This is a genomic window from Caloranaerobacter longqiensis (genome assembly GCF_050286925.1).
Classification (GTDB): Bacteria; Bacillota; Clostridia; order Tissierellales; family Thermohalobacteraceae; genus Caloranaerobacter.
On record NZ_JBFWFX010000023.1, the window covers coordinates 1 to 23,247 of the forward strand.

The 23,247-nt window shown below is 28.9% G+C and carries 27 protein-coding genes and 3 tRNA genes; 6 read left to right on the top strand and 24 right to left on the bottom strand.

Annotated elements, in window-relative coordinates; genetic code table 11:
- Nucleotides 1-65: 65 nt before the first annotated feature.
- The 15 genes from AB4Y15_RS12395 to rpsF form a co-directional block, all read right to left on the bottom strand.
- A tRNA-Glu gene (locus tag AB4Y15_RS12395) sits at nucleotides 66-140 on the bottom strand.
- Nucleotides 141-144: 4 nt separating this feature from the next.
- Nucleotides 145-220, bottom strand: a tRNA-Lys gene (locus tag AB4Y15_RS12400).
- Between the two features lie 129 nt (nucleotides 221-349).
- Nucleotides 350-1,636 (bottom strand): adenylosuccinate synthase, encoded by a 1,287-nt coding sequence (locus AB4Y15_RS12405; RefSeq protein ID WP_427340665.1) that lies wholly within the window; start codon nucleotides 1,634-1,636, stop codon nucleotides 350-352.
- Between the two features lie 16 nt (nucleotides 1,637-1,652).
- Complete coding sequence (locus AB4Y15_RS12410) at nucleotides 1,653-3,041, bottom strand: NAD(P)/FAD-dependent oxidoreductase (RefSeq protein ID WP_427340666.1); 1,389 nt, start codon at nucleotides 3,039-3,041, stop codon at nucleotides 1,653-1,655.
- Between the two features lie 61 nt (nucleotides 3,042-3,102).
- Nucleotides 3,103-3,759: a GNAT family N-acetyltransferase gene (locus AB4Y15_RS12415; RefSeq protein WP_427340667.1), complete on the bottom strand. Its 657-nt coding sequence runs from the start codon at nucleotides 3,757-3,759 to the stop codon at nucleotides 3,103-3,105.
- A 129-nt stretch (nucleotides 3,760-3,888) separates the two neighbouring features.
- Nucleotides 3,889-5,097, bottom strand: coding sequence for an FprA family A-type flavoprotein (locus AB4Y15_RS12420; RefSeq protein ID WP_427340668.1), 1,209 nt, complete (start codon nucleotides 5,095-5,097; stop codon nucleotides 3,889-3,891).
- Nucleotides 5,098-5,247: 150 nt separating this feature from the next.
- Nucleotides 5,248-6,591: a replicative DNA helicase gene (gene dnaB, locus AB4Y15_RS12425; RefSeq protein WP_427340669.1), complete on the bottom strand. Its 1,344-nt coding sequence runs from the start codon at nucleotides 6,589-6,591 to the stop codon at nucleotides 5,248-5,250.
- Nucleotides 6,592-6,667: 76 nt separating this feature from the next.
- Entirely contained in the window at nucleotides 6,668-7,114 is a 447-nt protein-coding gene (gene rplI, locus AB4Y15_RS12430) for a 50S ribosomal protein L9 (protein ID WP_427340670.1), read from the bottom strand.
- The gene (locus AB4Y15_RS12435) at nucleotides 7,114-9,117 is read right to left on the bottom strand and encodes a DHH family phosphoesterase (RefSeq protein WP_427340671.1); all 2,004 of its coding nucleotides are present in this window, start codon (nucleotides 9,115-9,117) and stop codon (nucleotides 7,114-7,116) included. The genes rplI and AB4Y15_RS12435 overlap by 1 nt, the downstream gene beginning before the upstream one ends.
- Nucleotides 9,118-9,134: 17 nt before the next feature.
- Nucleotides 9,135-10,079 carry a YybS family protein gene (locus tag AB4Y15_RS12440; protein ID WP_427340672.1) on the bottom strand — a complete coding sequence of 315 codons (945 nt, stop codon included), beginning with the start codon at nucleotides 10,077-10,079 and terminating at the stop codon, nucleotides 9,135-9,137.
- Between the two features lie 14 nt (nucleotides 10,080-10,093).
- Nucleotides 10,094-10,420 carry a MazG-like family protein gene (locus tag AB4Y15_RS12445; RefSeq protein WP_427340673.1) on the bottom strand — a complete coding sequence of 109 codons (327 nt, stop codon included), beginning with the start codon at nucleotides 10,418-10,420 and terminating at the stop codon, nucleotides 10,094-10,096.
- A 199-nt stretch (nucleotides 10,421-10,619) separates the two neighbouring features.
- The gene (locus AB4Y15_RS12450) at nucleotides 10,620-11,138 is read right to left on the bottom strand and encodes an ECF transporter S component (RefSeq protein WP_427340674.1); all 519 of its coding nucleotides are present in this window, start codon (nucleotides 11,136-11,138) and stop codon (nucleotides 10,620-10,622) included.
- 125 nt (nucleotides 11,139-11,263) lie between these two features.
- Nucleotides 11,264-11,485, bottom strand: coding sequence for a 30S ribosomal protein S18 (gene rpsR, locus AB4Y15_RS12455; protein WP_156099415.1), 222 nt, complete (start codon nucleotides 11,483-11,485; stop codon nucleotides 11,264-11,266).
- Nucleotides 11,486-11,499: 14 nt separating this feature from the next.
- A complete protein-coding gene (locus AB4Y15_RS12460; RefSeq protein ID WP_427340675.1) occupies nucleotides 11,500-11,916 on the bottom strand; it encodes a single-stranded DNA-binding protein in 417 nt (138 codons plus the stop codon).
- A gap of 13 nt (nucleotides 11,917-11,929) precedes the next feature.
- A complete protein-coding gene (gene rpsF / locus AB4Y15_RS12465) occupies nucleotides 11,930-12,214 on the bottom strand; it encodes a 30S ribosomal protein S6 (protein WP_073196071.1) in 285 nt (94 codons plus the stop codon).
- A gap of 274 nt (nucleotides 12,215-12,488) precedes the next feature.
- Between rpsF and AB4Y15_RS12470 the strand changes: the two genes are divergently transcribed.
- The 3 genes from AB4Y15_RS12470 to AB4Y15_RS12480 all read left to right on the top strand — a co-directional run bounded on the left by AB4Y15_RS12470 (nucleotide 12,489) and on the right by AB4Y15_RS12480 (nucleotide 15,628).
- Nucleotides 12,489-13,670 (top strand): sensor histidine kinase, encoded by a 1,182-nt coding sequence (locus tag AB4Y15_RS12470; protein ID WP_427340676.1) that lies wholly within the window; start codon nucleotides 12,489-12,491, stop codon nucleotides 13,668-13,670.
- Between the two features lies 1 nt (nucleotide 13,671).
- On the top strand, nucleotides 13,672-14,331 hold the full coding sequence (locus AB4Y15_RS12475; protein WP_427340677.1) for a response regulator: 660 nt from the start codon (nucleotides 13,672-13,674) through the stop codon (nucleotides 14,329-14,331).
- A 151-nt stretch (nucleotides 14,332-14,482) separates the two neighbouring features.
- On the top strand, nucleotides 14,483-15,628 hold the full coding sequence (locus AB4Y15_RS12480) for an MFS transporter (protein ID WP_427340678.1): 1,146 nt from the start codon (nucleotides 14,483-14,485) through the stop codon (nucleotides 15,626-15,628).
- Between the two features lie 29 nt (nucleotides 15,629-15,657).
- Here AB4Y15_RS12480 and AB4Y15_RS12485 read toward each other — a convergent pair whose 3' ends face one another.
- The 4 genes from AB4Y15_RS12485 to yedF form a co-directional block, all read right to left on the bottom strand.
- The gene (locus tag AB4Y15_RS12485) at nucleotides 15,658-16,839 is read right to left on the bottom strand and encodes an aminotransferase-like domain-containing protein (RefSeq protein WP_427340679.1); all 1,182 of its coding nucleotides are present in this window, start codon (nucleotides 16,837-16,839) and stop codon (nucleotides 15,658-15,660) included.
- Between the two features lie 170 nt (nucleotides 16,840-17,009).
- Nucleotides 17,010-17,213, bottom strand: coding sequence for a DUF951 domain-containing protein (locus AB4Y15_RS12490; protein ID WP_427340680.1), 204 nt, complete (start codon nucleotides 17,211-17,213; stop codon nucleotides 17,010-17,012).
- Nucleotides 17,214-17,370: 157 nt separating this feature from the next.
- Nucleotides 17,371-17,637, bottom strand: a complete 267-nt coding sequence (locus AB4Y15_RS12495) for a putative Se/S carrier protein (RefSeq protein WP_427340681.1) — start codon at nucleotides 17,635-17,637, stop codon at nucleotides 17,371-17,373.
- Nucleotides 17,638-17,651: 14 nt separating this feature from the next.
- On the bottom strand, nucleotides 17,652-18,248 hold the full coding sequence (gene yedF / locus AB4Y15_RS12500; protein ID WP_427340682.1) for a sulfurtransferase-like selenium metabolism protein YedF: 597 nt from the start codon (nucleotides 18,246-18,248) through the stop codon (nucleotides 17,652-17,654).
- Nucleotides 18,249-18,581: 333 nt separating this feature from the next.
- On the opposite strand from yedF, the gene AB4Y15_RS12505 reads away from it, so the two are divergent.
- From AB4Y15_RS12505 to AB4Y15_RS12515, 3 genes are all read left to right on the top strand, one after another.
- Nucleotides 18,582-18,986: a hypothetical protein gene (locus AB4Y15_RS12505; protein WP_427340683.1), complete on the top strand. Its 405-nt coding sequence runs from the start codon at nucleotides 18,582-18,584 to the stop codon at nucleotides 18,984-18,986.
- 64 nt (nucleotides 18,987-19,050) lie between these two features.
- Nucleotides 19,051-19,413: a DUF2089 domain-containing protein gene (locus tag AB4Y15_RS12510; protein WP_427340684.1), complete on the top strand. Its 363-nt coding sequence runs from the start codon at nucleotides 19,051-19,053 to the stop codon at nucleotides 19,411-19,413.
- Nucleotides 19,414-19,454: 41 nt separating this feature from the next.
- On the top strand, nucleotides 19,455-19,835 hold the full coding sequence (locus AB4Y15_RS12515; protein ID WP_427340685.1) for an SHOCT-like domain-containing protein: 381 nt from the start codon (nucleotides 19,455-19,457) through the stop codon (nucleotides 19,833-19,835).
- 187 nt (nucleotides 19,836-20,022) lie between these two features.
- On the opposite strand, the gene AB4Y15_RS12520 is transcribed toward AB4Y15_RS12515, so the two are convergent.
- From AB4Y15_RS12520 to AB4Y15_RS12540, 5 genes are all read right to left on the bottom strand, one after another.
- A complete protein-coding gene (locus AB4Y15_RS12520) occupies nucleotides 20,023-20,718 on the bottom strand; it encodes a CvpA family protein (protein ID WP_427340686.1) in 696 nt (231 codons plus the stop codon).
- A 12-nt stretch (nucleotides 20,719-20,730) separates the two neighbouring features.
- A complete protein-coding gene (locus AB4Y15_RS12525) occupies nucleotides 20,731-21,837 on the bottom strand; it encodes a DUF5711 family protein (RefSeq protein ID WP_427340687.1) in 1,107 nt (368 codons plus the stop codon).
- Between the two features lie 82 nt (nucleotides 21,838-21,919).
- Nucleotides 21,920-22,861, bottom strand: a complete 942-nt coding sequence (locus AB4Y15_RS12530) for a YkvI family membrane protein (RefSeq protein WP_427340688.1) — start codon at nucleotides 22,859-22,861, stop codon at nucleotides 21,920-21,922.
- Between the two features lie 165 nt (nucleotides 22,862-23,026).
- Nucleotides 23,027-23,143: an iron hydrogenase small subunit gene (locus AB4Y15_RS12535; RefSeq protein ID WP_427340689.1), complete on the bottom strand. Its 117-nt coding sequence runs from the start codon at nucleotides 23,141-23,143 to the stop codon at nucleotides 23,027-23,029.
- Nucleotides 23,103-23,178 (bottom strand) — tRNA-Ala (locus AB4Y15_RS12540). Before AB4Y15_RS12540 ends, AB4Y15_RS12535 begins: the two co-directional genes overlap by 41 nt.
- Nucleotides 23,179-23,247: the final 69 nt, after the last annotated feature.

Consider the following 23,247-nt stretch of genomic DNA (forward strand, 5'->3'; position numbering starts at 1 on the left):
GCTCGAACCTGTGACCTCCTGCTTGTAAGGCAGATGCTCTCCCAGCTGAGCTACGCGCCCAATTTTGGTGACCCTACCGGGATTCGAACCCGGGTTACCGCCGTGAAAGGGCGGTGTCTTAACCACTTGACCATAGGGCCACAATGGTGACCCATCCGCGACTCGAACGCGGGACACCCTGATTAAAAGTCAGGTGCTCTACCGACTGAGCTAATGGGTCATTTCGCAACTCACAGTTATATATATTACAGGATAAGATATTATTTGTCAACACTTTTTTTAAAAATTTTTGTGTGGTTTATTTTACCAAAATTCAACCCCTGATACTAAAGCATCAGGGGTTGTTAAATTAGAAAATATTCTCTCTTAATATAGTTGCATCCCTATTAGGTCCTATAGAAACTAATTTTACTTTCACACCAGTAAGCTCTTCAATCTTAGAAATATACTTCTTTGCATTCTCAGGTAAATCATCAAATGTTCTTACATTTTTTATCTCTTCTTCTTTCCATCCATCCAAGACTTCGTATATAGGTTTACATCTCTTTAGAGTTTCTAAACTTGAAGGGAAATCTTTAATTACTTTTCCATCAAGCTCATATGCTGTACATATCTTTATTTTTTCAAAACCTCCTAATGTATCTAACTTAGTAATTGCAATAGAAGTCAATCCATTTATTCTAGCTGAATATCTAAGCATAACAGTATCTAGCCATCCACATCTTCTTGGTCTACCTGTTGTAGTTCCATATTCATGCCCTTTTTCTCTTATCATATCTCCAGTTTCATCAAATAATTCAGTTGGAAACGGTCCTTTCCCTACTCTTGTAGTATAAGCTTTAACTACTCCTAAAACTTCATTTATACCAAAAAAGCTTATTCCAGTTCCAACAGTTACTCCTCCAGAAATTGGATGAGATGAAGTAACATATGGATATGTTCCAAAATCTATATCTAAAAGCGTCCCTTGTGCTCCTTCAAATAGTATCTTTTTGCCATTTTCAATAGCTTCATTTAATAAAACAGATGTATCTACAACGTATTTTTTTATTTTTTCTAGGTAATCCATATATTCTGTTACAATACTATCTTCGTCAAGTCCTCTTTCACCATAAAGTTTCTCTATTATTTCATTTTTTTCTTTTATATTTCTTCTGAGCTTTTCCTCTAAAATATCTTTATAAAATATATCACACATTCTAATTCCATTTCTCTCAACTTTATCTCTATAACAAGGGCCTATCCCCTTAATTGTTGTTCCGATTTTACTTTTACCTCTTTTTTTCTCTTCAAGCTCATCTAGTTTAATGTGATAAGGGAATATAATATGTGCCCTATCACTTATTCTTAAATTATCAGTTTTTATACCTCTATCATTTAAGTATTTTATCTCTTCTAACAATGATTTAGGATTTACAACAACTCCATTACCAATTACACACACTTTTTCCTCGTAAAAAATACCTGATGGTATCAAATGCAATTTGAACTGCTTTTCTCCTATTTCAACAGTATGCCCTGCATTATCTCCACCTTGATATCTAACAACTATATCAGCTTTCTCAGATAAAAAGTCTGTTATCTTTCCTTTACCTTCATCTCCCCATTGGGCGCCTAATATAACAAGTGTATTCATTTAATCAACCCCTTTGTTATTTGTTTAACCTTCTTATTATTTCTCTTGCTACAACTACTCCTGCAACAGAAGCTTGTGCTAATCCTCTTGTAACTCCAGCACCATCTCCCGCAGCAAATAAATTATCTATTTCCGTTTCGAGATTATTTGTAAGCTTAACTCTTGAAGAATAAAATTTAACCTCAACACCATATAAAAGAGTATGTTTTGAAAATACTCCAGGAGCTATCTTATCCATAGCTTCTAGCATTTCTATTATACCTGTTAAATGCCTATACGGAAGTACTAAACTTAAATCGCCAGGAGTAGCATCTATTAATGTAGGCTGAACTAGACTTCTTCTTAATCTACTTTCTGTAGTTCTTCTACCATCTAACAAATCCCCTAATCTTTGTACTATTACTCCATCTCCTAACATATTAGCTAATGTTGCAATATACTTCCCATAAGCTATAGGAGATTTAAATGGCTCAGTAAATTCTTTAGAAACTAAAAGTGCAAAATTAGTATTTTCTGTTTTCCTTTCTGCATAACTATGTCCATTAACTGTCTTTATACCATCATTATTTTCTACCACTACTTCACCATAAGGATTCATACAGAAAGTTCTTACTCTATCATCAAATGATTTTGTATAATAAATCAGCTTAGACTCATAAACAACATCGGTAATTTCCTCTAATACTACAGCTGGAACTTCTACTCTAACACCAATATCAACTGCATTATTTTTAAGGCTAAGTCCTAATCTTTCAGCTTCTTTTTTAAACCATTCAGAACCTTCTCTACCAGGCACTGCAACTACATAATCGCTAAAAAACTCTTCATCTTTAGTTACAACACCTGAAACTTTACCATCTTTAACTAAGATTTTCTCAACAGGTGATAAATATTTTATTGTTATTCTATCCCTTAAGTACTCTTCCATTCTCTTTAGTATATTAAAACATCTTTCAGTACCTAAATGCTTGACCTTTGCAGGTATAAGTTTCAAATCTGCAGCAGCTGCTTTCCTTTGAATTTCTCTTATTTTCTCGGTATTAGTACCATGTATTTTTTCTGTAGCACCAAATTTCAAATATATTCTATCAACATAATTTATAAGATCATCAAGTTCTTTTTTCGTCATATACTCATCTAAAACGCCGCCAAACTCTGAAGTAAGTGTCAATTTACCATCGCTAAAAGCACCTGCTCCTCCCCATCCATTAACTATAGAACAGGGTTTACACTGCACACATTTAACACCTTTTGTTTTTATTGGACATATTCTACCTTCAATATTCCTTCCCTTTTCAAGTAACAGTATATCCATATTTTCGTCATGCTTTAATAATTCTAGTGCAGTAAAAATCCCAGCAGGTCCACCGCCAATAATTATAACATTGTAATTTTTCTTAGGCATTTTCATTACCTCTCTTCTAAAATAATTTTCGTCATAATACGAATGACCCCTAACTATATTATCAAATCAATCTATTAAAGTCAATGAATTTCCGAATGTTATTTGTTGTATTATTTTTTAATGTTCGTTTTTTGTGATAGTCGTATTTACTTAACTTCATTTTATAATAACAGCAATATAACTTTCCTTTTTTAAAAGCAAAACCATCAATCAAATCACTATGTCTTTCTTTTAATAAAACATTATATGTTTTTATATCTAGCTTTTTAAAATATTCCCCAGTTTTTCTAAAACCATTTTTTTCATAACATCTTATTGCTCTTTTATTAAATTTTGCAACACTAAGACATATAGTTTTCATTTTAAGTTCGTTAAAAAAATAATCTAAAAAAATATTTAAAGCTTCAGTACCATAGCCTCGATTTACAAAATTAGCGCCTAAAGTTATTCCTAAAGTTGCCTGTTTCTTAAACTTTTTTATATTTCTAATTGTTAAGTATCCAATTGTGTCTCCATTTTCATTCAATATACTAAAAGATTTTCTATTTTTCTTGAATGTTCTATCTTTGTACCACTGTCTTATTTCTTCATCTTTTAATTCAGGGAAATTATAGTCGAAAAAAAGTGGTTCTTCATGTTTCCCCCAGTTTTGCATTGCATATACATCCTCTAATTTCAAAGTTCTTATAGTAACTCTTTCCCCAGTAATTAGACACATATACTCACCCACATCCTAAAATTATCTACATTATATTATATCACGGAATTAATTCCTTTATATTCCATACTTTCTACTTTTCATATAAAAAACACACCCAACTGATTGTTGTTGGATGTGCTTTTAATATTACTTATTATTTTCTAACAATTTTTCCCCAAACTCCTTACCAAACTCTACACATTTTTCAAGTGCTTTTTCATACGGCACAAAGTTTACTTTTAACCCTTCTTTAGCAATCTTTAATTTAAGATTTTTTAAATTTTCCTCTATAATTTTTACTGCTTCACCACTCCAACCATATGAACCAAATGCAGCTGCTAGTTTTCCTCTATTTGTTATAGGATTAATTACGCTTAACAATTTATATATTGGTGGCAATATATTTTGATTTATAGTAGGAGAACCTATTAATATAGCTGTACTTTTAGATATCTTCTCTTCTAGTTCAAAACTATCCATCATTTCAATATCACATATTTCAACATCAATATCTCCCGCTTGTTTTATTCCCTCTGCAATTTTTTCAGCCATCTTACCAGTATTTCCATAAGCAGAAACATAAGCAATAAATACTCTATTTTTTTGAGGCTTTTTGTTTGCATCTTTAGCCCATTCTTCAGATAATTTAACATATTTTCTCCAGTTACTCCTTAATATCGGACCATGTCCTGGACAAATAACATCTATATCTAAACTCTTTATTTTGTCTATAGCCTTAAGCATATAATTACTAAAAGGTTTTAATATAACATCAAAATAATACTTAAAAGCATCATCAAAATCTCCAACTAAATCATCAAACATCCTACTGTCGCAATAATGACATCCAAAAGAATCACAAGTAAATAATACTTTATCTTCTTCTAAATAAGTATACATACTATCTGGCCAGTGCAAAAAAGGTGCTGAAATAAATCTCAAAGTTTTATCTCCTAAGCTTAACGTATCCCCATCATTTACAATCATATATTTAAAGTCTATATCAACAATATGTTTTAAAAAATTAATAGCCGATTTAGAAGCAACAACAGTAGCGTTAGGAGCTATTCTTAATAAATGTCTTAAATTACCTGAATGATCTGGTTCTGTATGATTCAATATAATATAATCTATTTCTTCAGGATTCACAACAGTTTTTATTTTCTCTAAATATTCATTTTTAAATTTTTCCTTAGTCGTTTCTATGATAGCTTTCTTTTCTGCATCTATAAAATAAGAATTATAAGTAGACCCATATTTTGTCTCCATAACAACATCAAATGTAACTAATCCAGGATCTAAAACACCAATCCATTTAATTTTATCTTTTATATCTAATATTTGCTTATTAACCATCAAAATACCCCCTAAATTTATTTCCAAGGTTAATTTACCCAAAATACCTTTTTATAAACAAATATTTATTATTAAATCAAGCCAAAACCTTTATTTTAAGACTATATAGACAATGAAAAACGAGGGTTTAAACCCTCGCTATAAAATAATTTATTGTCTATACTTCTCTAAATTCAAGAACTTAGTAAACTGTCCCATCCAAACCAATTCAACTGTACCTGTAGGACCATTACGCTGCTTTGCTATTATTACCTCACCAATATTCTTTTTATCTGTATCTGGATGATAATATTCATCTCTATACAAAAGCATTACTACATCTGCATCCTGCTCTATTGCACCAGATTCTCTTAAATCTGATAAAATAGGTCTATGATCGGATCTTAATTCAGGTGCACGAGAAAGCTGCGATAAAGCTACTACTGGGCAATCCATTTCCCTTGCTAATCCTTTTAACCCTCTCGATATAGCAGATATTTCCTGTTGCCTATTCTCAGCTTTACCATCTCCCTGCATCAACTGCAAATAGTCAATAAGTATTAAATCTAATCCCCTTTCTATCTTTAATCTTCTACATTTTGCCTTCATTTCACTTAATGTAATTCCAGGAGTATCATCAATATATATTTTAGCCTGAGATAAAGGCCCCATTGCTCTAACCAATCTCAACCACTCGTCCTCACTTAATTGTCCATTTCTAATTTTCTGTATTTCTACATGTGATTCGATACTTAACATACGCTGCACTAATTGCTCTTTTGACATCTCTAAACTAAATATAGCAACTGATGCATTACCTTTTAATGCACTATTTAATGCAATATTTAATGCAAAAGCTGTTTTACCCATTGACGGCCTAGCAGCAACTAATATTAAGTCTGATTTCTGCAAACCAGATGTTTTATTATCTATATCAATAAATCCAGTAGTTAAACCCGTTATGCCACCTTTATTTTCAAACATCTCTTCAATTTTATTAAGGCTGTCTAATAAAATATTTTTGATAGGCGTAAACCCTTCATGACTTTTTCTTTGAGTAATATCAAATATTTTCTTTTCTGCCAACTCAATTATGCTACTTATTTCTTCATCCGCTTCATAACCTTTTGCCATTATCTCATCAGAAGCCTTAATCAACTTTCTTAAAATAGACTTCTCTTCAACTATCTCGCAATAATGTTTTATATTAGCAGTAGTAGATATACCTTCTGATAAATCAGCCAAATAAGTCATTCCACCAATCGCTTCTAAAGTACCCCTTTTTTTCAATTCTTCAGATAAAGTTATCAAATCAACGGGTTCGTTTCTATCATTAAGCGCTAATATGGCTTCGTATATTTCCTTATGAGCTTCTTTATAAAAATCATCTGGTCTTAATATTTCAATAGCAGTAATTATTGAATCTTTATCTAATATCATTGCTCCTAAAACAGACTGTTCAGCTTCAATACTATGTGGAGGTACTTTCCCAATAGTTTTTATATTATCAGTCATAAATATCACCTCCCAATATGAATTACAGCACTTTTTAAGGCAATTTCCTTAAAAAGTGCTGACTATATGAAACACACTAATTTTCAGATACCTCAACTTTAAGTTTTGCAACAACAGATGGATACACCTTAACATCAACGATAGTCGTTCCAAGAGTTTTTATATTATCTTCTAACATAATTTTCTTTTTATCAATCTTTATTTTATGCTGTTTATTTAATGCATTGGCAATATCTTTACTTGTAATAGAACCAAATAACTTGCCATTTACTCCAGCTTTACCTTGTATTTTAACAGTAATGCTAGATATCTTTTCAGCTAGTTTTTTAGCTTTTTCTAATTCTTCTTTTTGTTTAATCTCTCTAGCCGCTTCCTGTTCTTTTAATACCTTCAAATTACCTTCTGTTGCTTCTTTAGCAATTCCTCTCGGCAAAAGGAAATTCCTCGCATAACCATCTTTTACATTAACAACACTACCTTTTTTACCAAGTCCCTTTACATCTTTTAATAATATTACCTTCATTATTTTTCACCTTCCTTAATATATTCTCTTATCGCTTCTTTCAATCTTTCTTTTGCTTGATGTAAATCAGTTCCATCCAACTGCGTACCAGCCGCGGTTAGATGGCCACCTCCTCCCAATTTTTCAAGAATTAATTGAACATTAATATCCCCTAATGATCTACCACTTATATGTATTTTATCACCATTTATCACTAATACAAAAGATGCTTTTATCCCTCTAATATTCAATAAATCATCTGCTGATTGTGCAGCAATTAATACTGAATCATCATTAACCTCTTCTAATGTTGATATAGCTATGATTCCATCTATTATCTCTGCTTTTTTTACAACCTCTGCTCTTAAAATAAATGTATGTAAATCATCTTGAAATAATTTTCTTACTGACGTAGTATCTGCCCCAACTCTTCTTAGGAAAGAAGCTGCCTCAAAAGTCCTTACTCCAGTTTTAAAAGTAAAATGTTTAGTATCTACTGCTATCCCAGCCAACATAGCCTCTGCTTCAAATTTTTCTATCTCAATTTTGTCGCCCATGTAATAAAGTATCTCTGTAACTAATTCACACGTTGATGAAGCATAAGGTTCCAAATACATAAGTACAGGCTCTTCTATAAACTCCGCACCTCTCCTATGATGGTCAATCAAAACCACCTTGTCAACTATTTCCAACAGTTCTGGTGCTTCTGTATAGCTTGGTCTGTGAATATCTACAACAATACACAAAGAAGACTTGTCTGCCTTAGCTATAGCCTCTTCAGGAGTAATTATATGTTTTAAATACTGAGGATGTTCTTGTCTTATTTTATTATAAATATTCTTTATTGAAGGATTAACTCCACTTAATACAATATATCCTTCTTTACCTCTGTTTTTAACAGCCCTAAATATACCCAACGACGCACCAAAACTATCCATATCAGCTATCTTATGTCCCATAATAAATACCCTATCCGATTGATCTATAAGCTGCCTTAAAGCATGAGAAATAACTCTTGCCTTTACTTTAGTTCTTTTCTCAACTGCTTTACTCTTACCTCCATAGAATTCAAGTTTATCTATCTTTTTAACAACAGCTTGATCTCCACCTCTTCCTAATGCAATATCTATAGCAGCCTTTGCAAATTCATAAAGTTGAGCAGGATTTTTCCCATTTACACCTACACCTATACTCAAAGTAACTGGTATTTTATTACCTACACTTATTTCTCTTATATCATCAAGTATATCAAATTTCTTAGCTTCTAAATTTTGTAAATACTTATGCTCAAAAATTATCAAGTACTTATCATTTTCATATTTCCTTATAAATCCATTTATTCTTGATGCAAAAATATTTAATCTTCTATCTATCTCTGCAATAACTATTGGCCTTGAAGTTTCTTCCATACTCTTTATAACTTCATTATAATTATCAATTTGTACTAAACATACATTAATTTTTTTATCATTATATTTATTTTTTAATACAGTAAAATTAGTTACATCTATCCAATATAACATTATTATATAGTCTTTTTTATTTTTGTTTTCCTTTTTTACTATATTATACAATACTTTATAATGTCTATCTTTAATTGTTGCCTCAATTACCATATCTTTTTCATTATTCATTATATCGTCTATATTAAATCCTGAAACTATATCATTTATTCTAGCTTCAAGTATATCTTCTCTATCGATTATTTCCATAAATTTAGGATTATACCAAGTTATACGTCCATCTACTTCAACCATTACCAAAGGAATTGGTAAATTTAAAATTGCATGTTTTGTAGCTGTATCAAAATCCTCTGTAAGACTTTCTATATATTTAGTCCACTCAACTTTTTTCAAGTGAACATTTTTCCAATGGTAATAAATTAGATAAAATAAAACGATTACCCCTATGCCTGCAATTGCAGGCTCATAAAAAGCTATGATGATTATAAGTATTCCTATTATCCAAAGATAGATTTTAGTATCTGGTACTAGAAATCTAAAAATATTCTTTCCATTTCCCATTTTGTCCTCCTAAATAATCAGGAAACTTTAACTTTCCTAAAATTAACAAATGAATCTACAAAGCCAATAAAGGAGACAAACATCCACATAGGAGTATATACTACCGACAATACTAATATTATTCCCTTTATGACTTTATTAATTTTTATTTTATCTAAATAAAATACCAAAACTGATAATCCTTGTATAAAGAGAATGAATAGAACAATAAATGTTACATTCAAAAATATTGTCTGGTAATAGAAAATTTTAAAATATTTAATAATCCAAGTAGATATAAATATTACTAAAATACCCAATATTGCATTACTAGGCATTCTAAAATATTTAAATCTCGGTACATTGATATTTCTATTGCCAATCCTTCTTAACACAACTCCTGATACCAAATAATTAATATATGTTACAAATCCTGAAAAAATAATCAAAGCTGCAGGTAATGTAGCAATCATATAATCTATAACCGTGTCCATCATACTCTTAATTTTTGACATTTCGTAATTAGTTAAACCCATATTTTTTATCATATTTAATTGAACTTCAAAAGCTTCATTAAGAGAAAGCTCCATATGTTTAATAAAGTTTATTCCAAATATATACCCCGATAGCAATATAACAATTAAAATTGAAACAAAAAATACTACTGTTGTAATAGTTAAAATTTTATATGATTTCTCTTTTTTATTTAGTAAATAAGCAAAAATGCCGGATAAAGGTCCAAACAGTAATAGTAAAAATATTCCAGTAAATAAATCTATCAATATACCTAACACAAAACTCGACACTATAATTGACAATATGCTATATCTTATATCTCTCCTAAATCCTAGTATTATGAAAGGAACAGGATATAGTAATATTACTATAGAAAATATATTTAGCCCTATTAAAGCCAATATAATTGTTAAAGCTGTAATTATTCCTGCTTCCGCTATCGCCCTAGTTTTATCATTTAAATTCAAAAAAATCACCTCTATTATTTTCTTGATTTATTTAAGTATTCTCTTAATTTACTCAAATCACCATACCACTTTTCTATTTTATGTTCTTCTATTACACCTAATTTAATTTTATTTTCAATTTTTGAATCTATGCTTTCAAAACTAAAACCCAATCTCTTTCCAAGCAAATATGTTACCAAAATAATATTAGCTAAAGCATCTAATAAAGCCTCCTGGCTATTTTTTATCCCTTTGACAAATAACTCGAAAAGTGATGCTACAGCTGTTAAAAGTTCACTTTTAAGCCACTCAATAACTTTTATATTCTTTGTAATATCTATCTTATCATCTTTAAAACCCATTTTTTACTCCCCCTATATATACATTATAGCAGATTTGAATAAATAATGAACTATTCCAACAATTTCTAACTCAAACCTTAATAAAATTCTACATAGTAGAGTTTATTATGTCAAATGAAATATAGGCTCCATAATATAGAAAAAAGCAGCCAAATGGCTGCACTCAGAATACATTTTTAAGCATTATGTTAATTTTACTTTATTTATTAAAAATATTTTTTGGTAACATTTTTATTATTAATACAGCTAAAAACCCTCCAATAAGTGCTGTATATAATTGAGGTAGAGATAGTGCAACAATAAGTTTTTCAGGTACTTTTGGCATAAATATTTTAACCAAATATCTAACAGAAAAAGCCAACCATACAAATTTAACAAAAGCAGCTCCTATCAAACCTAAATAATCTCCCCATTCTGAAGTTCTATTTCTAATATAATTAAAAACTACAACTAATAAAGCATTTCCTATCATAATAAATGGAATCAAAGGAAATTTAGGCATTATTCCTACAAAAAAAGCTATTAAAGGTGTCAGACAACCAACTATAATTCCTGACAAAGTCCCAACTAATGCACCACTCATTATAAGTACCATATTTACTAAAGGTCCTACTGCAGGCTGAGCAAACGCTCTAAAACCTATTTGAAACACCAAAGCTAAAGCTAACATTAAGCCTGTCCTTGTTAAAAACGAAATCGTAATACTTCTATTTCCCATATACCTCACCCTTTTAATATTTATATATCTAAATTATTCCTATGAAAATTATAACATAATTTATGAATAGAATCTTCGATTTAAATAAATTAAAAAAGAGAAGTGGATTTTCCACTTCTCTAATATTATTCTACAGTATATGGTAATAGAGCTATATTTCTTGCTCTCTTTATTGCTCTTGTCAATTGTCTTTGATGTCTTGCGCAGTTTCCTGTGATTCTTCTTGGAAGTATTTTACCTCTTTCTGTCATATACTTTTTAAGTCTATTTACATCTTTGTAGTCTATCTTTTCTATTTTATCAACACAGAAACTACATACTCTCTTTTTCCTATTTCTTCTAGCCACTCTTGTCCCTCCTTCTAGAATGGAATTTCATCATCATCTACCGGTTGAAACCCTTCTGCTGCTATTATGTCATCTGCATTCATATCCATACCTTTACTACCAGATTTATTGTCTCCCCAATCTAGGAATTGCACTCTATCTGCTACTATTTCTGTAACATATCTCTTTTCTCCTTGTGGAGTTTCATATGATCTAGTCTGTATACGGCCTTGAATCCCTACAAGTCTGCCTTTTCCTAGATAGTTAGCACAATTTTCAGCTTGTCTACCCCAAACTACGATTTTAAAGAAATCTGTTTCTCTTTCTCCTTTTGTATTAGTAAAAGGTCTATCAACTGCTATATTAAAGGTGGCGACTGCTCTTCCATTTTCAGGTAGAAACCTCAATTCTGGATCTCTTGTCAATCTACCAATTAATAAAACACAATTCATTAGTTCACCACCTTTACTCATCTTCCTTTACAATCATATGTCTGATAACTTGCTCAGTTATCTTAGAAATTCTGTCAAGCTCATTTACTACACTTGACTCTCCTTGGAAGTTGATAACAACATAATATCCTTCAGCGTAATGCTTGATTTCATATGCAAGTCTTCTTACGCCCCACTCGTCAACTTTTTCAACAGTACCATTTTGTTCAATGATACCTTTAAACTTTTCAATTATGTTGTTTCTAACTTCCTCTTCTAGATCTGGGACAAGAATAAACATAGCTTCGTATTTTCTCATCGCTTTCACCTCCCTTTTGGACTTACGGCCCTACTAAATAGGGCAAGGTTAACTACATTCTAGTATTATATCACTAATAAGTACACATTACAACAATTTTTTGTCATTTCAAACGCTTTAAACGTTTAAAATTTTCTAATTAAAAAATTGGCTAACAACATTCAATTAGTTAGAACAAAACCTTTGTTAGTAAAGAAAAATATATATAGCGAAAAAGAATTTCTCAAATTAGGGAAAAATTTGATATAATAATGTGAGAGCAAGGAGGATTTTTATGTATAAATACAGTGAATATGGTTATATATTAAAAAATGCTATTATGGTACTGCTTTTAATAAATGTAATACCTAAATATAAAAGTATAAGCCTGATTTTGGTTTTAATAGGTTACTTATGTACATTATTAAATGATCATCTTAGATATACTTATTTCTATAAAAACGATAAAAAATACATAATCTCATTAATAATATCTTTTCTCGCTGGAACATGGTTGATAATTTTTATTAAAGGTGGAACAGAATTTTATTTTTTCATGATACTTTATGAAATTATCATTTCTCTAGATGGACTATTGCAAAAAATTCTTTTAATAAATCATGCTTTATTATATTTTTTTGCAACTAATATTAACAAAGCAAAAGTATCATCAATACTAACAAAGACATTTTGGAAAAACAATGGTTTTGACTTCCTATTTATAATAACGACTTATGCAATGTCTGTTATTCTATTTTTATATTTAAAACTTCAAATTACTGAAAGGAAAAAAGTACAAGATTTAAATAAAGAACTTAATCTAGCCTATGAAAAACTAAAACAATATTCAGCAAATGTGGAAGAACTCGCTATTGCCAAAGAAAGAAATAGGATTGCAGCAGATATACACGATTTTTTAGGACATTCCCTTGTAGCATTAATCATGCATTTAGATTTTTTAGAAAATGTTTTAAATCAAGAATACAAAGATAAAGATAATATAATGGAAATAGTTAGAAAAACTCAAAATATTGCTAGAGAAAGTATGCAAAAACTTCGGACAACAGTCTATATGTTAAAAGAAGAAAAAAGTGATTTGAAACAATCCTTAAAAGAACTAATAAATACTTTAAATATAAATGAAAAAATAGAAATAATATTAAATACAAGTAAAGATATAGAAAATATAGCTCCAGAAATAAAGAATATCATATATAGAACGGTTCAAGAAGGGCTAACTAATTCAATTAAACATGGAAAAGCTACTAAAATCATAATTAATATATATATAAATAAAAACAAAATCGAACTAGTAATTAAAGATAATGGCATAGGATGTAAAAATATAATAAAAGGAAATGGATTGACTAATATTGAAAAAAGGATTTCAAATTACAATGGTGAAATATTATATAGCAGTAATAATGAAGGATTTACTTTACATATGTTTATTCCTATTGAGGAAGGAAAGGTTTAATATGATAAAAGTAATGATTGTAGATGATCAAGCCCTTATAAGAGAAGGGTTGCAAATGATATTAAGTCTTTATAACGATATAGATATTGTTGGAGAAGCTTTCAATGGGCAACATGCTTTAGATATTATAAAGAATATCAATCCCGATGTAGTGCTTATGGATATTAGGATGCCGATAATGGATGGTGTAGAAGCTACAAAAATAATTAAAGAAAAGTATCCACATATAAAGGTAATAATCCTGACAACATTTAATGAAGATGAATATATATTTGAGGGGTTAAAAAATGGTGCAGACGGTTATATATTAAAAGACATAAAATCTGAAGAAATAGTAAAAGCAATAAAAGAAGCTTATAAAGGAAATGTACTTTTACAGCCCGAAGTAGCAAAGAAAGTTGTAAAATCATTTAATAACCTCAATAAGAATAATAAAACTACAAAGCAAGCTGAATTTGAAGACTTACTTAAAGATTTAACACAAAGAGAGATTGAAATTGCAAAGCTAATTGCCGAAGGAAAAAGCAATAAAGAAATAAGTAGAGAACTTTTTATAACAGAAGGAACTGTTAAAAATCATCTGACTAGAATATTGAATAAATTAGAACTCAAAAACAGAACACAATTGGCGTTATTGATAAATAATAAAATTAATAAGTGAAATAATCACTAAAGTTTCACAATTAATAATATAACTAAAGTCATAAATAGAGCTTTTTTAGCTCTATTTTTTTGTTACTCAAAATGATTACTTTAGTAAGTTTCTAAATAATACAAAGAGTTGTATTATTTAGAAGACAGGAGGTGTTAATATGAACGAACTAAAGGCTTTAAAAAAACCTTTATATTTTATTTCATTCCCAAGTGCCTTTTTGAGTTTTATACTGCCTATATATGCATTAGAACTAGGCTCGACCCCTATTGAAATAGGCATTCTATATTCAATTTTTTCTCTATTAGCCATATTAATGCGACCTATAGTGGGAAAATGGATAGATAAAAAAGGCAGAAAAAACGGTTTATTAATAGCTTTCGGATTTTTTATTATAACTTCTTTGATATTTTTAATAAGTAAAAACTATAAATATTTATTCGCTGCTCGAATATTACAGAGTATTGCAAATTCGTTTTTAATAATAAGTCTTGATGCTATGGTATCAGATGTAAGTAATCTCGAAAACAAAGGTAAGAACTTTGGAATAATATCACAATATCAAAACAGAGGAGCCTTTGTTGGAAGCACAATTGGATTTATTATTTTTTTTAATGGAGCTTTTGATAATCCATTTGCTTATATATTCGGAATATATCTTTTAGCAGCTACTTATGCCCTATTTTTAGGAATAAGAGACATAAAAGAAACTTTAAAAGTTCAAAATATAACAGTCAATAAAGAAGAAAATATCGAAAAAGAATTTTATAAATACATCTTAATAATGGGTATATTAGCCGGAATAGAAAGCATAATTACACCAGTTTTTATGTTGTATTTAAAAGAAAATATTACAAGCAATTTAATGCTCATTAGTTTTATATTTATACCCGGTGCAATACTATCTATAACACTTCCGTCAAAACTAGGAAAATTAGCTGACAACTTTGGAAGAAAAAAATTAATGATTGTAGGTCTTCTATTACAATCGTTATTCATAGCAATAATACCAATTACTAAAGGATATTATACATTTATGATATTAGACATTTTTATAACTATAAGTCAATTACTAATATCTCCAGCTATTAAGGCATTAGTCAGTGAAATAACTGGCGGAATTTTTAATGGAAAAGCATATGGGATATATCATTTATCGGTTGGTATAGGAGGCATAATAGGCCCTCTACTAGGAGGATACATTTATCAAAATATAAATAAAAACTTTCCTTTCTATTTACAAGGAATAGCTCTGATTATAATTTCAATAATTATAGTATTTTCAGTAAAAGAAAAGAATAAATAGTTTTAAGGCCCCTTAAAGGGGCCCTTATATTAAAGCATTTCCTTTATTACTTCTGCTAATCTTTTAATTCCTATTACTATTCTCTCTTCATCCATATTTGAATAGTTAAGTCTCATTGTATTTTCATGACCACCGTTAGGGAAGAATGAACCTCCTGGTACAAACGCAACATTCTTTTCAATAGCTTTTTCCAAAAGTTTTCTAGCATTGATATGTTCTGGTAATTCAACCCAAGTAAACAATCCACCCTCTGGATAAGTATACTTAATTCCTTCAGGAAATTCTTCTTTCATAGTATTTAGCATTAAATCTCTTCTTCTCTTATATACTTTTTTAATCTTCTCAATGTATTCGTCTAAATCGTACTTCTCTAAGAACTTATTTAATTCTCTTTGAGCTATAGTACTAGTTTGTAAGTCCGCACCTTGTTTAACTAAAATATATTTCTGAAGAACTTCAGTGTCAGCACAAGTCCAACCTAATCTTAATCCAGGACAGAAAGTCTTAGAGAATGTACCTAAGTATATAACTCTTCCTTCTGTATCAAAATGTTTAATTGCTGGTGGTCTTTCTCCTTCAAATCTTAACTCACCATAAGGGTTATCCTCTATAATAGGTAAATTGTATTTATTTGCAACTTCAACTAGTCTCTTTCTTCTCTCTATAGACCAAGTCCTTCCTGATGGATTTTGGAAATCAGGAATTACGTATATAAATTTTGCTCTTTCTGTTTTTTCTAAAATCTTCTCTAATTCTTCTATTATCATCCCGTCATCATCAGTAGGCACTTCTGCAAAATTGCACTGATAAGCTTTAAAAGCGTTTATTGCTCCAAGATAACTTGGGCTCTCACAAATTACTACATCACCAGGATCTAAAAATATCTTTCCTGTAAAATCAAGTCCTTGTTGTGAACCGCTAGTTATAAGAATGTTTTCATAAGTTACATTAACACCTACTTTAGCCATTCTTTCCGCTATCTTCTTTCTAAGAGGAGTATATCCTTCAGTTGTACCGTACTGTAATACTTTTTCTCCTTCTTCTTCCAAAACTTCTCTTGTTATTTCCTTCATTTCTTCAACAGGAAACAATTCTGGTGCAGGCAATCCTCCCGCAAATGAAATAACCTCTGGTTTTTCTGTAAGTTTTAATAGTTCACGTATTTCAGAAGCTTTAATATTTCCCATGCGCTTTGCATAATTTAATGCCATGGTAAGCACCTCCAAGTCTTCATAATTTACGAAGTAAAACGTTTTCCTTTTTTTCTCTATAATTAGTTTACTATATTTATATAACATTGTCTATTTCAATTACTTCAAATTTTTACAAATAATGATTTTTTAAGCATTAAAATTTATTAAATTTTTTTAATACATATTCTCTATTCGTTATTTTGTTCAACCTGACTAATAATTTTCTTAATTCTCTTTTCTAATTTTTTTCTAGGTAGCCAAACTTGTCTATTGCATTCAAGACATTTAATCCTAAAATCTATTCCGGTCCTCATAATTTCCCATTTGTCTCCTCCACAAGGATGTACTTTTTTTAATTGCACAATATCTCCTACATTAAGTTTCATAGGCATAAATATCTCTCCTTTTTAAAATTAAATAAAGCTACCCCTTTTATGAAGTAGCTCTAAATATATTATATTATATATTATATTTTATACTATTGACAAAACATTTTATAAATATTATTTGTTGACGCTCTGACACAAAAATAGAACAGACTTAAAGGTTTTAATATACCTTACTTACTATCCTTTTACCATTTTGTTTCATAATTTCATATATTCCTTTTATATTAAGTGCCGTGCTTTGAATACATGACAATACTTCTTCTAAAAATTTTTTATCAAATCTAATAGACAAACCACAGCTTGCAGTTATCTCTCTAGGAGTCGGTATAACTTTAATTTCTATATTTCTATCCTTTAAAATCTTTTCTCCCTGTATTGCATGGTTAGCTGAATTAAATACTGCAACACAAAATGATTCTTTAATCATACTAAATCATCCTTCTACAATAATATAGTATTTGTTGCATTCTTCATTTTCTCAACTATAGTATACATGTTTGTAACTTCTCCTACTTTTAACTTATCATTTAAATTGTAATAATCTAAACAAGTTCCACAAGATAATATCTCTACTCCCTGTTCTTCTAATTTCTTCAAATCATCTATTACTTCTGACCCTTCAATAGTTAATTTTACTCCACTATTTAAAAAAAGTAAAGTCGATGGATATGGAATTGATTCGGTTAATGTATATATAAATCCCTTCATCAATATTTTACCTAACTCATCAGAACCCCTGCCCATTTTATCAGAACTAAAAACTATAGTCATATCTTTAAATAGATTCGGCTGACAAGTATTCTTTTCAGCTTCTTGAGCTTCTCCTTTAGTAATATGAATTATAAAATCATTATCTTTAGTTTTCTCTACTTTAAAATTATAATTCATACTCTTAGCAAGTTTAGATACATTCTCTTTGGCTACTTCATTATCTACAATAGTAATAACTACTCCTGACTCTATCTCATCTAATGCTTTTTTAGTCATTATTACGGGTTTAGGACAAGCCTTACCTCTCGCATCAACTTCTTTTCTCATTTTAATCCCCTCCTGTTTCATGTAACTTACATATGCCTAAAACTTTAATTATATTATAGTTTTATTTAACTATAACATTCAACATAATATAGATTCTATAGATATTATCTATATTAATAGTGCTATTATAAGATTTATCTATGATTTTAATATTCATCGTCAAACCATTAATTAATTTTTTTAATTTAAAGCTTAATTTTTTTAATTTCTATATTGACTTTTATTAAAAATAATAATAATATATAATTAGAATTTAAAACAATTTATTTTATACTTTTAAAAGTTAAAATATTTTAACTTATTTTTAAATATGTTACATAAGGAGGTTTTTCCTTGAAGGATAGTATTCAAAAAATACTGATAATGTTAGAAAAAAAAGAAATTGATGCAAAAAAAGCTATTTATCTATTAAAAAATTTACATCCTGATATTAACAAACCTAAAAAAAGAGCTTCAAGAATAAAAATCACTATCATAGACGAATCAAAACATAAAATTAATATACCAGCAATACCTTTCTGGGTGTTTCAGTTATTAACTAATATAGGATTAAAGCTTACCATAATCGCTTCTAAATATTCGAAACATTTAGATAATGATGCTTTAAAATACATAGAAACTTTAAAAGATATAAACCTAAATGAAATATTTAAAGTTTTAAAAATGCATGAACCTTTTGATTTAGTGGATATTGAAGATGGAACAGATGGAAGTAAAATCAAAATAATTACTTTATAGGACTTTAATTATGGGTTGGTTAAATGAAAAAAGATAAAAGAAAAATCTTAGAGGAGGATAACTAATGAAAAAAGAAGTAATTGGAAGATGTCCTGTTTGCAGCAATGAACTTGACGTAACAAAACTCCATTGCGATTACTGCAATACAACTATAGAAGGTAAATTTTCTTTATGTAAATTTTGCAAATTAAATGATGAACAAAAGTATTTTGTCGAAGTTTTTATTAAAAACAGAGGAAATATTAAAGAAATCGAAAAAGAATTGGGAATATCATATCCAACAGTAAGAAATAAGCTTGAGAATGTTATAGAAGCTTTAGGATATAGCCCAAAATATACTCCAAAAATTGATAGAAAAGAAATTTTAGCTAAACTTAGCACAGGAGAAATAACTGCCGAAGAAGCTGTAAAATTACTAAAAGAATAAGTCAGAAAATTTAAAAAATTAATTTTAAGGGGGAGAATATTATGTCAAACTTTAAAGAAGAGAAATTACAAATCCTTAAAATGATTGAAGAAGGAAAAATAACGCATGAAGAAGGTTTAGAACTATTAAATGCATTAGGAGAAAAAGATAAAGAATTTAACAATACATCTAATGCAAAATGGTTAAAAATAAGATTATATGACCCAGATGATAAAACTAAGGTAAATGTAAATATTCCTATCGCTTTAGTCGATGTAGGACTAAAATTTGCAACAAAATTTTCACCTGAATTTAAAAATTCAAATTTAGAAAACATTAATTTAGAAGAAATTATACAGATGATTAAAAGTGGAGCACAAGGAAAAATAGTAGATGTAACAAATGAACGAAATGGAGAAAAAATTGAGATTTTCGTAGAATAGGAGGTAGATGATTAATTCATCTACCTCCTACCTTATAAAACCTTATCCTTTATCTCACACTCTTTAAAATAGATACATCACCAACATGTAAAGAATTAAAACAATATTAAAAAGAACAAAATCTTCCTTAATTTATTTAAATCGAAGATTTTGTTCTTATAAATTACTAATAACATTAAAGCCATGCTTATTTAAATAAACCATATCCTTTGAGATAATCGATTATTAAATTATTGCTATATAAATAATGCCCTATACTTGAATCAAAAACTCCTTTTGCTACAGTTCCATCTGGAAACATTGTAATAACAGGAGTAATAATAGCAAATAAAATATACAGTATAAAAATTCCTTTTATTAATCCAAAAATTAACCCTGCCAATTTGTTTATTTGCCTTAGAACTGGCAATTGTGCTATATTGTCAAGAATACTAACTATAACATATAATATGAATTTAGCAACCAGAAAAACTATTATTATACTTATTATATCTATAAAAAGTCCTGTCAATTTTGTAGATATCATATCTGAAGCTGTATTTATTGTATTGTTCATATAAGAGTTAACATTCGGATCATTTATCATATTTTCGCCTAATTTACTTGGTAATTTAAGTATTTCAAAGAAATCGCCTATGCTACCAGAATTCCCTATCTTATTCATTATAATTTCTACCCTCGTTGTAACATATTTTTTTATAGTATAAATGATATTTGGATTATTTTTTATAAAATTCGCAATTACAGGATAATACAATTTAGCTATATATAGAGATAGAATAAAACCAAATAAGTTAAATACTGTTATTATTAGTCCTTTGCTTAATCCCCCTATACCATTTACTAAAAGTATAACAATTACAACATAATCTACCCAATTCACAAGTATCAACCCCTAATTACTCTTCAAATTAACTAACTTCATAATCTTTATGCCTTCATTCGTAATAACAACTAGTTTATCTTTTAAAACACCTATAGACTTTATCTTTTCGCTGATATTATAATCTAAAAATACATCTTTACTTATTCCATATATCTTTTTATCACCAACTAGATAAATATTGCTATCTTTTGTATATACCTTCTTAATACTTTTATTAACCTCTTTTTTCATTTTAGTCCTTCCATTTATACTAATAATCTCTAAATATCTTTTATCTCCAGCATATAATAAAATAATCTGCTTATTCTTAGTATCAATAGTCAAATCTATTATTTCTCCATTAATACCTCTATCCCAAAGCAACTTTTGCTTACTATTTAATAATCTAATATCACTTTTCGTAACTGACAATATCTTATCACCAATAAAATTAATTTTCGATATTATATCATTTTCAACATTTTGCCCCCATATCTCATAACCATTTATAGAATATAATGCTACTTTACTTTCTATCTTTTCATCACTTAAATCTAAAACATTAATAAGTACTTTCTTTTTATCATTTGAAATATCACAATCTAAAGCTACTCCTTGTTCTAAAATAATATTACCAACTAAATCTCCTTTTAAATCGAATATGTTTATTTGATCCTTGCTTTCCCCAGCCTTTGTAAATACAATCAGACAGTCTTCCTTTTCAACAATATCTTTTATCGACTTTTTAAAATCATAACGCCAAATTTCCTCGCCATTCAAATCTAAAGCAATAACTTGTCCATTTATAGAATCTAATATGTATATATTATGCCTACCAAACCGCACAACTGGATTTATAATCTTTATATCTTTTTTCCATTCTACAGTCCCATTATAATTTAACGAAATAATTTTATTTGAATCTACAATCGAAATTTTATCGTCATAAATTTTAATTCCTGAATATTTATTCATATCTATACTCATGCTAGATATCAACTCTAAAGTTTTTTCACTATTATTTAATAATATATCTATATTAAACATCCTGCTCGAAGCAATTAGTATAAGTAAGAAAAATAACAATATAAAAAATTGTAATCTTTTATTATGTCTCTTTACTCTACTACCTCTCAAAATCTCCAACCCCTTCAATAAAGCTATTTAGCTTATAGTTTATTATTCTGTTTTCTTATGTAAAATCCTTCTATTTAAACTTCTAAATCTTTTTAAGTATGAAACTCGAAATAATTGAAACTAAAATAGGAATCCCTATCATTCCATATAATGGATATAATATTGATATTAAACTCGAAAAACCAATTTTAGCCATAGGTATTGTTAAAAATACAAATAATATTGAAAATAACCTTTCGTCTATTTTAATAATCTTCGACACTCTTCTTATACATCCAAAGCCATTTGCAATTGCTGTAGTAAACATTGCACACCACAATATCAAACTATAAATTGTTTCACCATTTTTACCTAAATATTTAGCCGCCTTTAACATAGGAATCTCAAGATTAAAAACATCTGTATAGAGTATTAGTAATGGAATGAGTATAAAAACTGCTAGTACTAAAAGACATAGTCCACCAAATAATCCTCCTTTAATAGCTTCTGTTTTATTAGGTATTATCGACGATAAAGTACTCATTACAACTAAAACAGATATACAATTATAACTTACATAAATTATTGATGAGGTTAGCCAATTGCCAGTTATCGAAATTTCAGCCCCTTTATAATTACTAAACACTAAACCCTCTTTTGAAATCACAAGCATACTTAATGTAATAATACCTGCTAACAATAGTGGGACTATTATTTGATTTACTACTGAAATACCTTTAATACTAAATAAAAAAGTTATCAATGTAGCTATTCCCATAATAAATATACCAATGTTATAAGGTAAATGGAACTGTTCGAAAAAAATAGCACCACTACCGGCTAACATAACACAATATCCACCGAATAAAAAAAATAATATTATAACTTCAAATACAGTACTTAATTTATTTCCAAGCATTGAAACTAAAAAATCTTGATATCCATTTAAATCATTTTTATATACAGAAACTAAAATAATAATTCCTATAATACAAAATAATATTCCTGAAACTGTAATCCCTAACAATCCTTTAATACCAAACACTCCAAAAAAATTTCATTATCTCCTGTCCTGATGCAAAACCTGCACCTATAACTGTTCCAATATATATGAAAGATAAATTTATCCATTTTCGACTTTTCATAAATAAGCCCCCTAACACTCCATTACTAATTTTATGTGTGTGGGGGCTTGGATAATGATATATATTTAATTTTTCCTATTAATATAATGAGTGTGAAGTAATTGATGAGATTTATGCCCTAATGGCTCTTTTAAAAACTCTTCATGACGAGGAGATTCGAACTCCTGACCCCCTGCTTGCAAGGCAGGTGCTCTCCCAACTGAGCTACGCCCCCACGCTTGAAAGACACTTTGGTCTTTCAAAACTGAACAGTGCGGAAGTTTACTCCTTAGAAAGGAGGTGATCC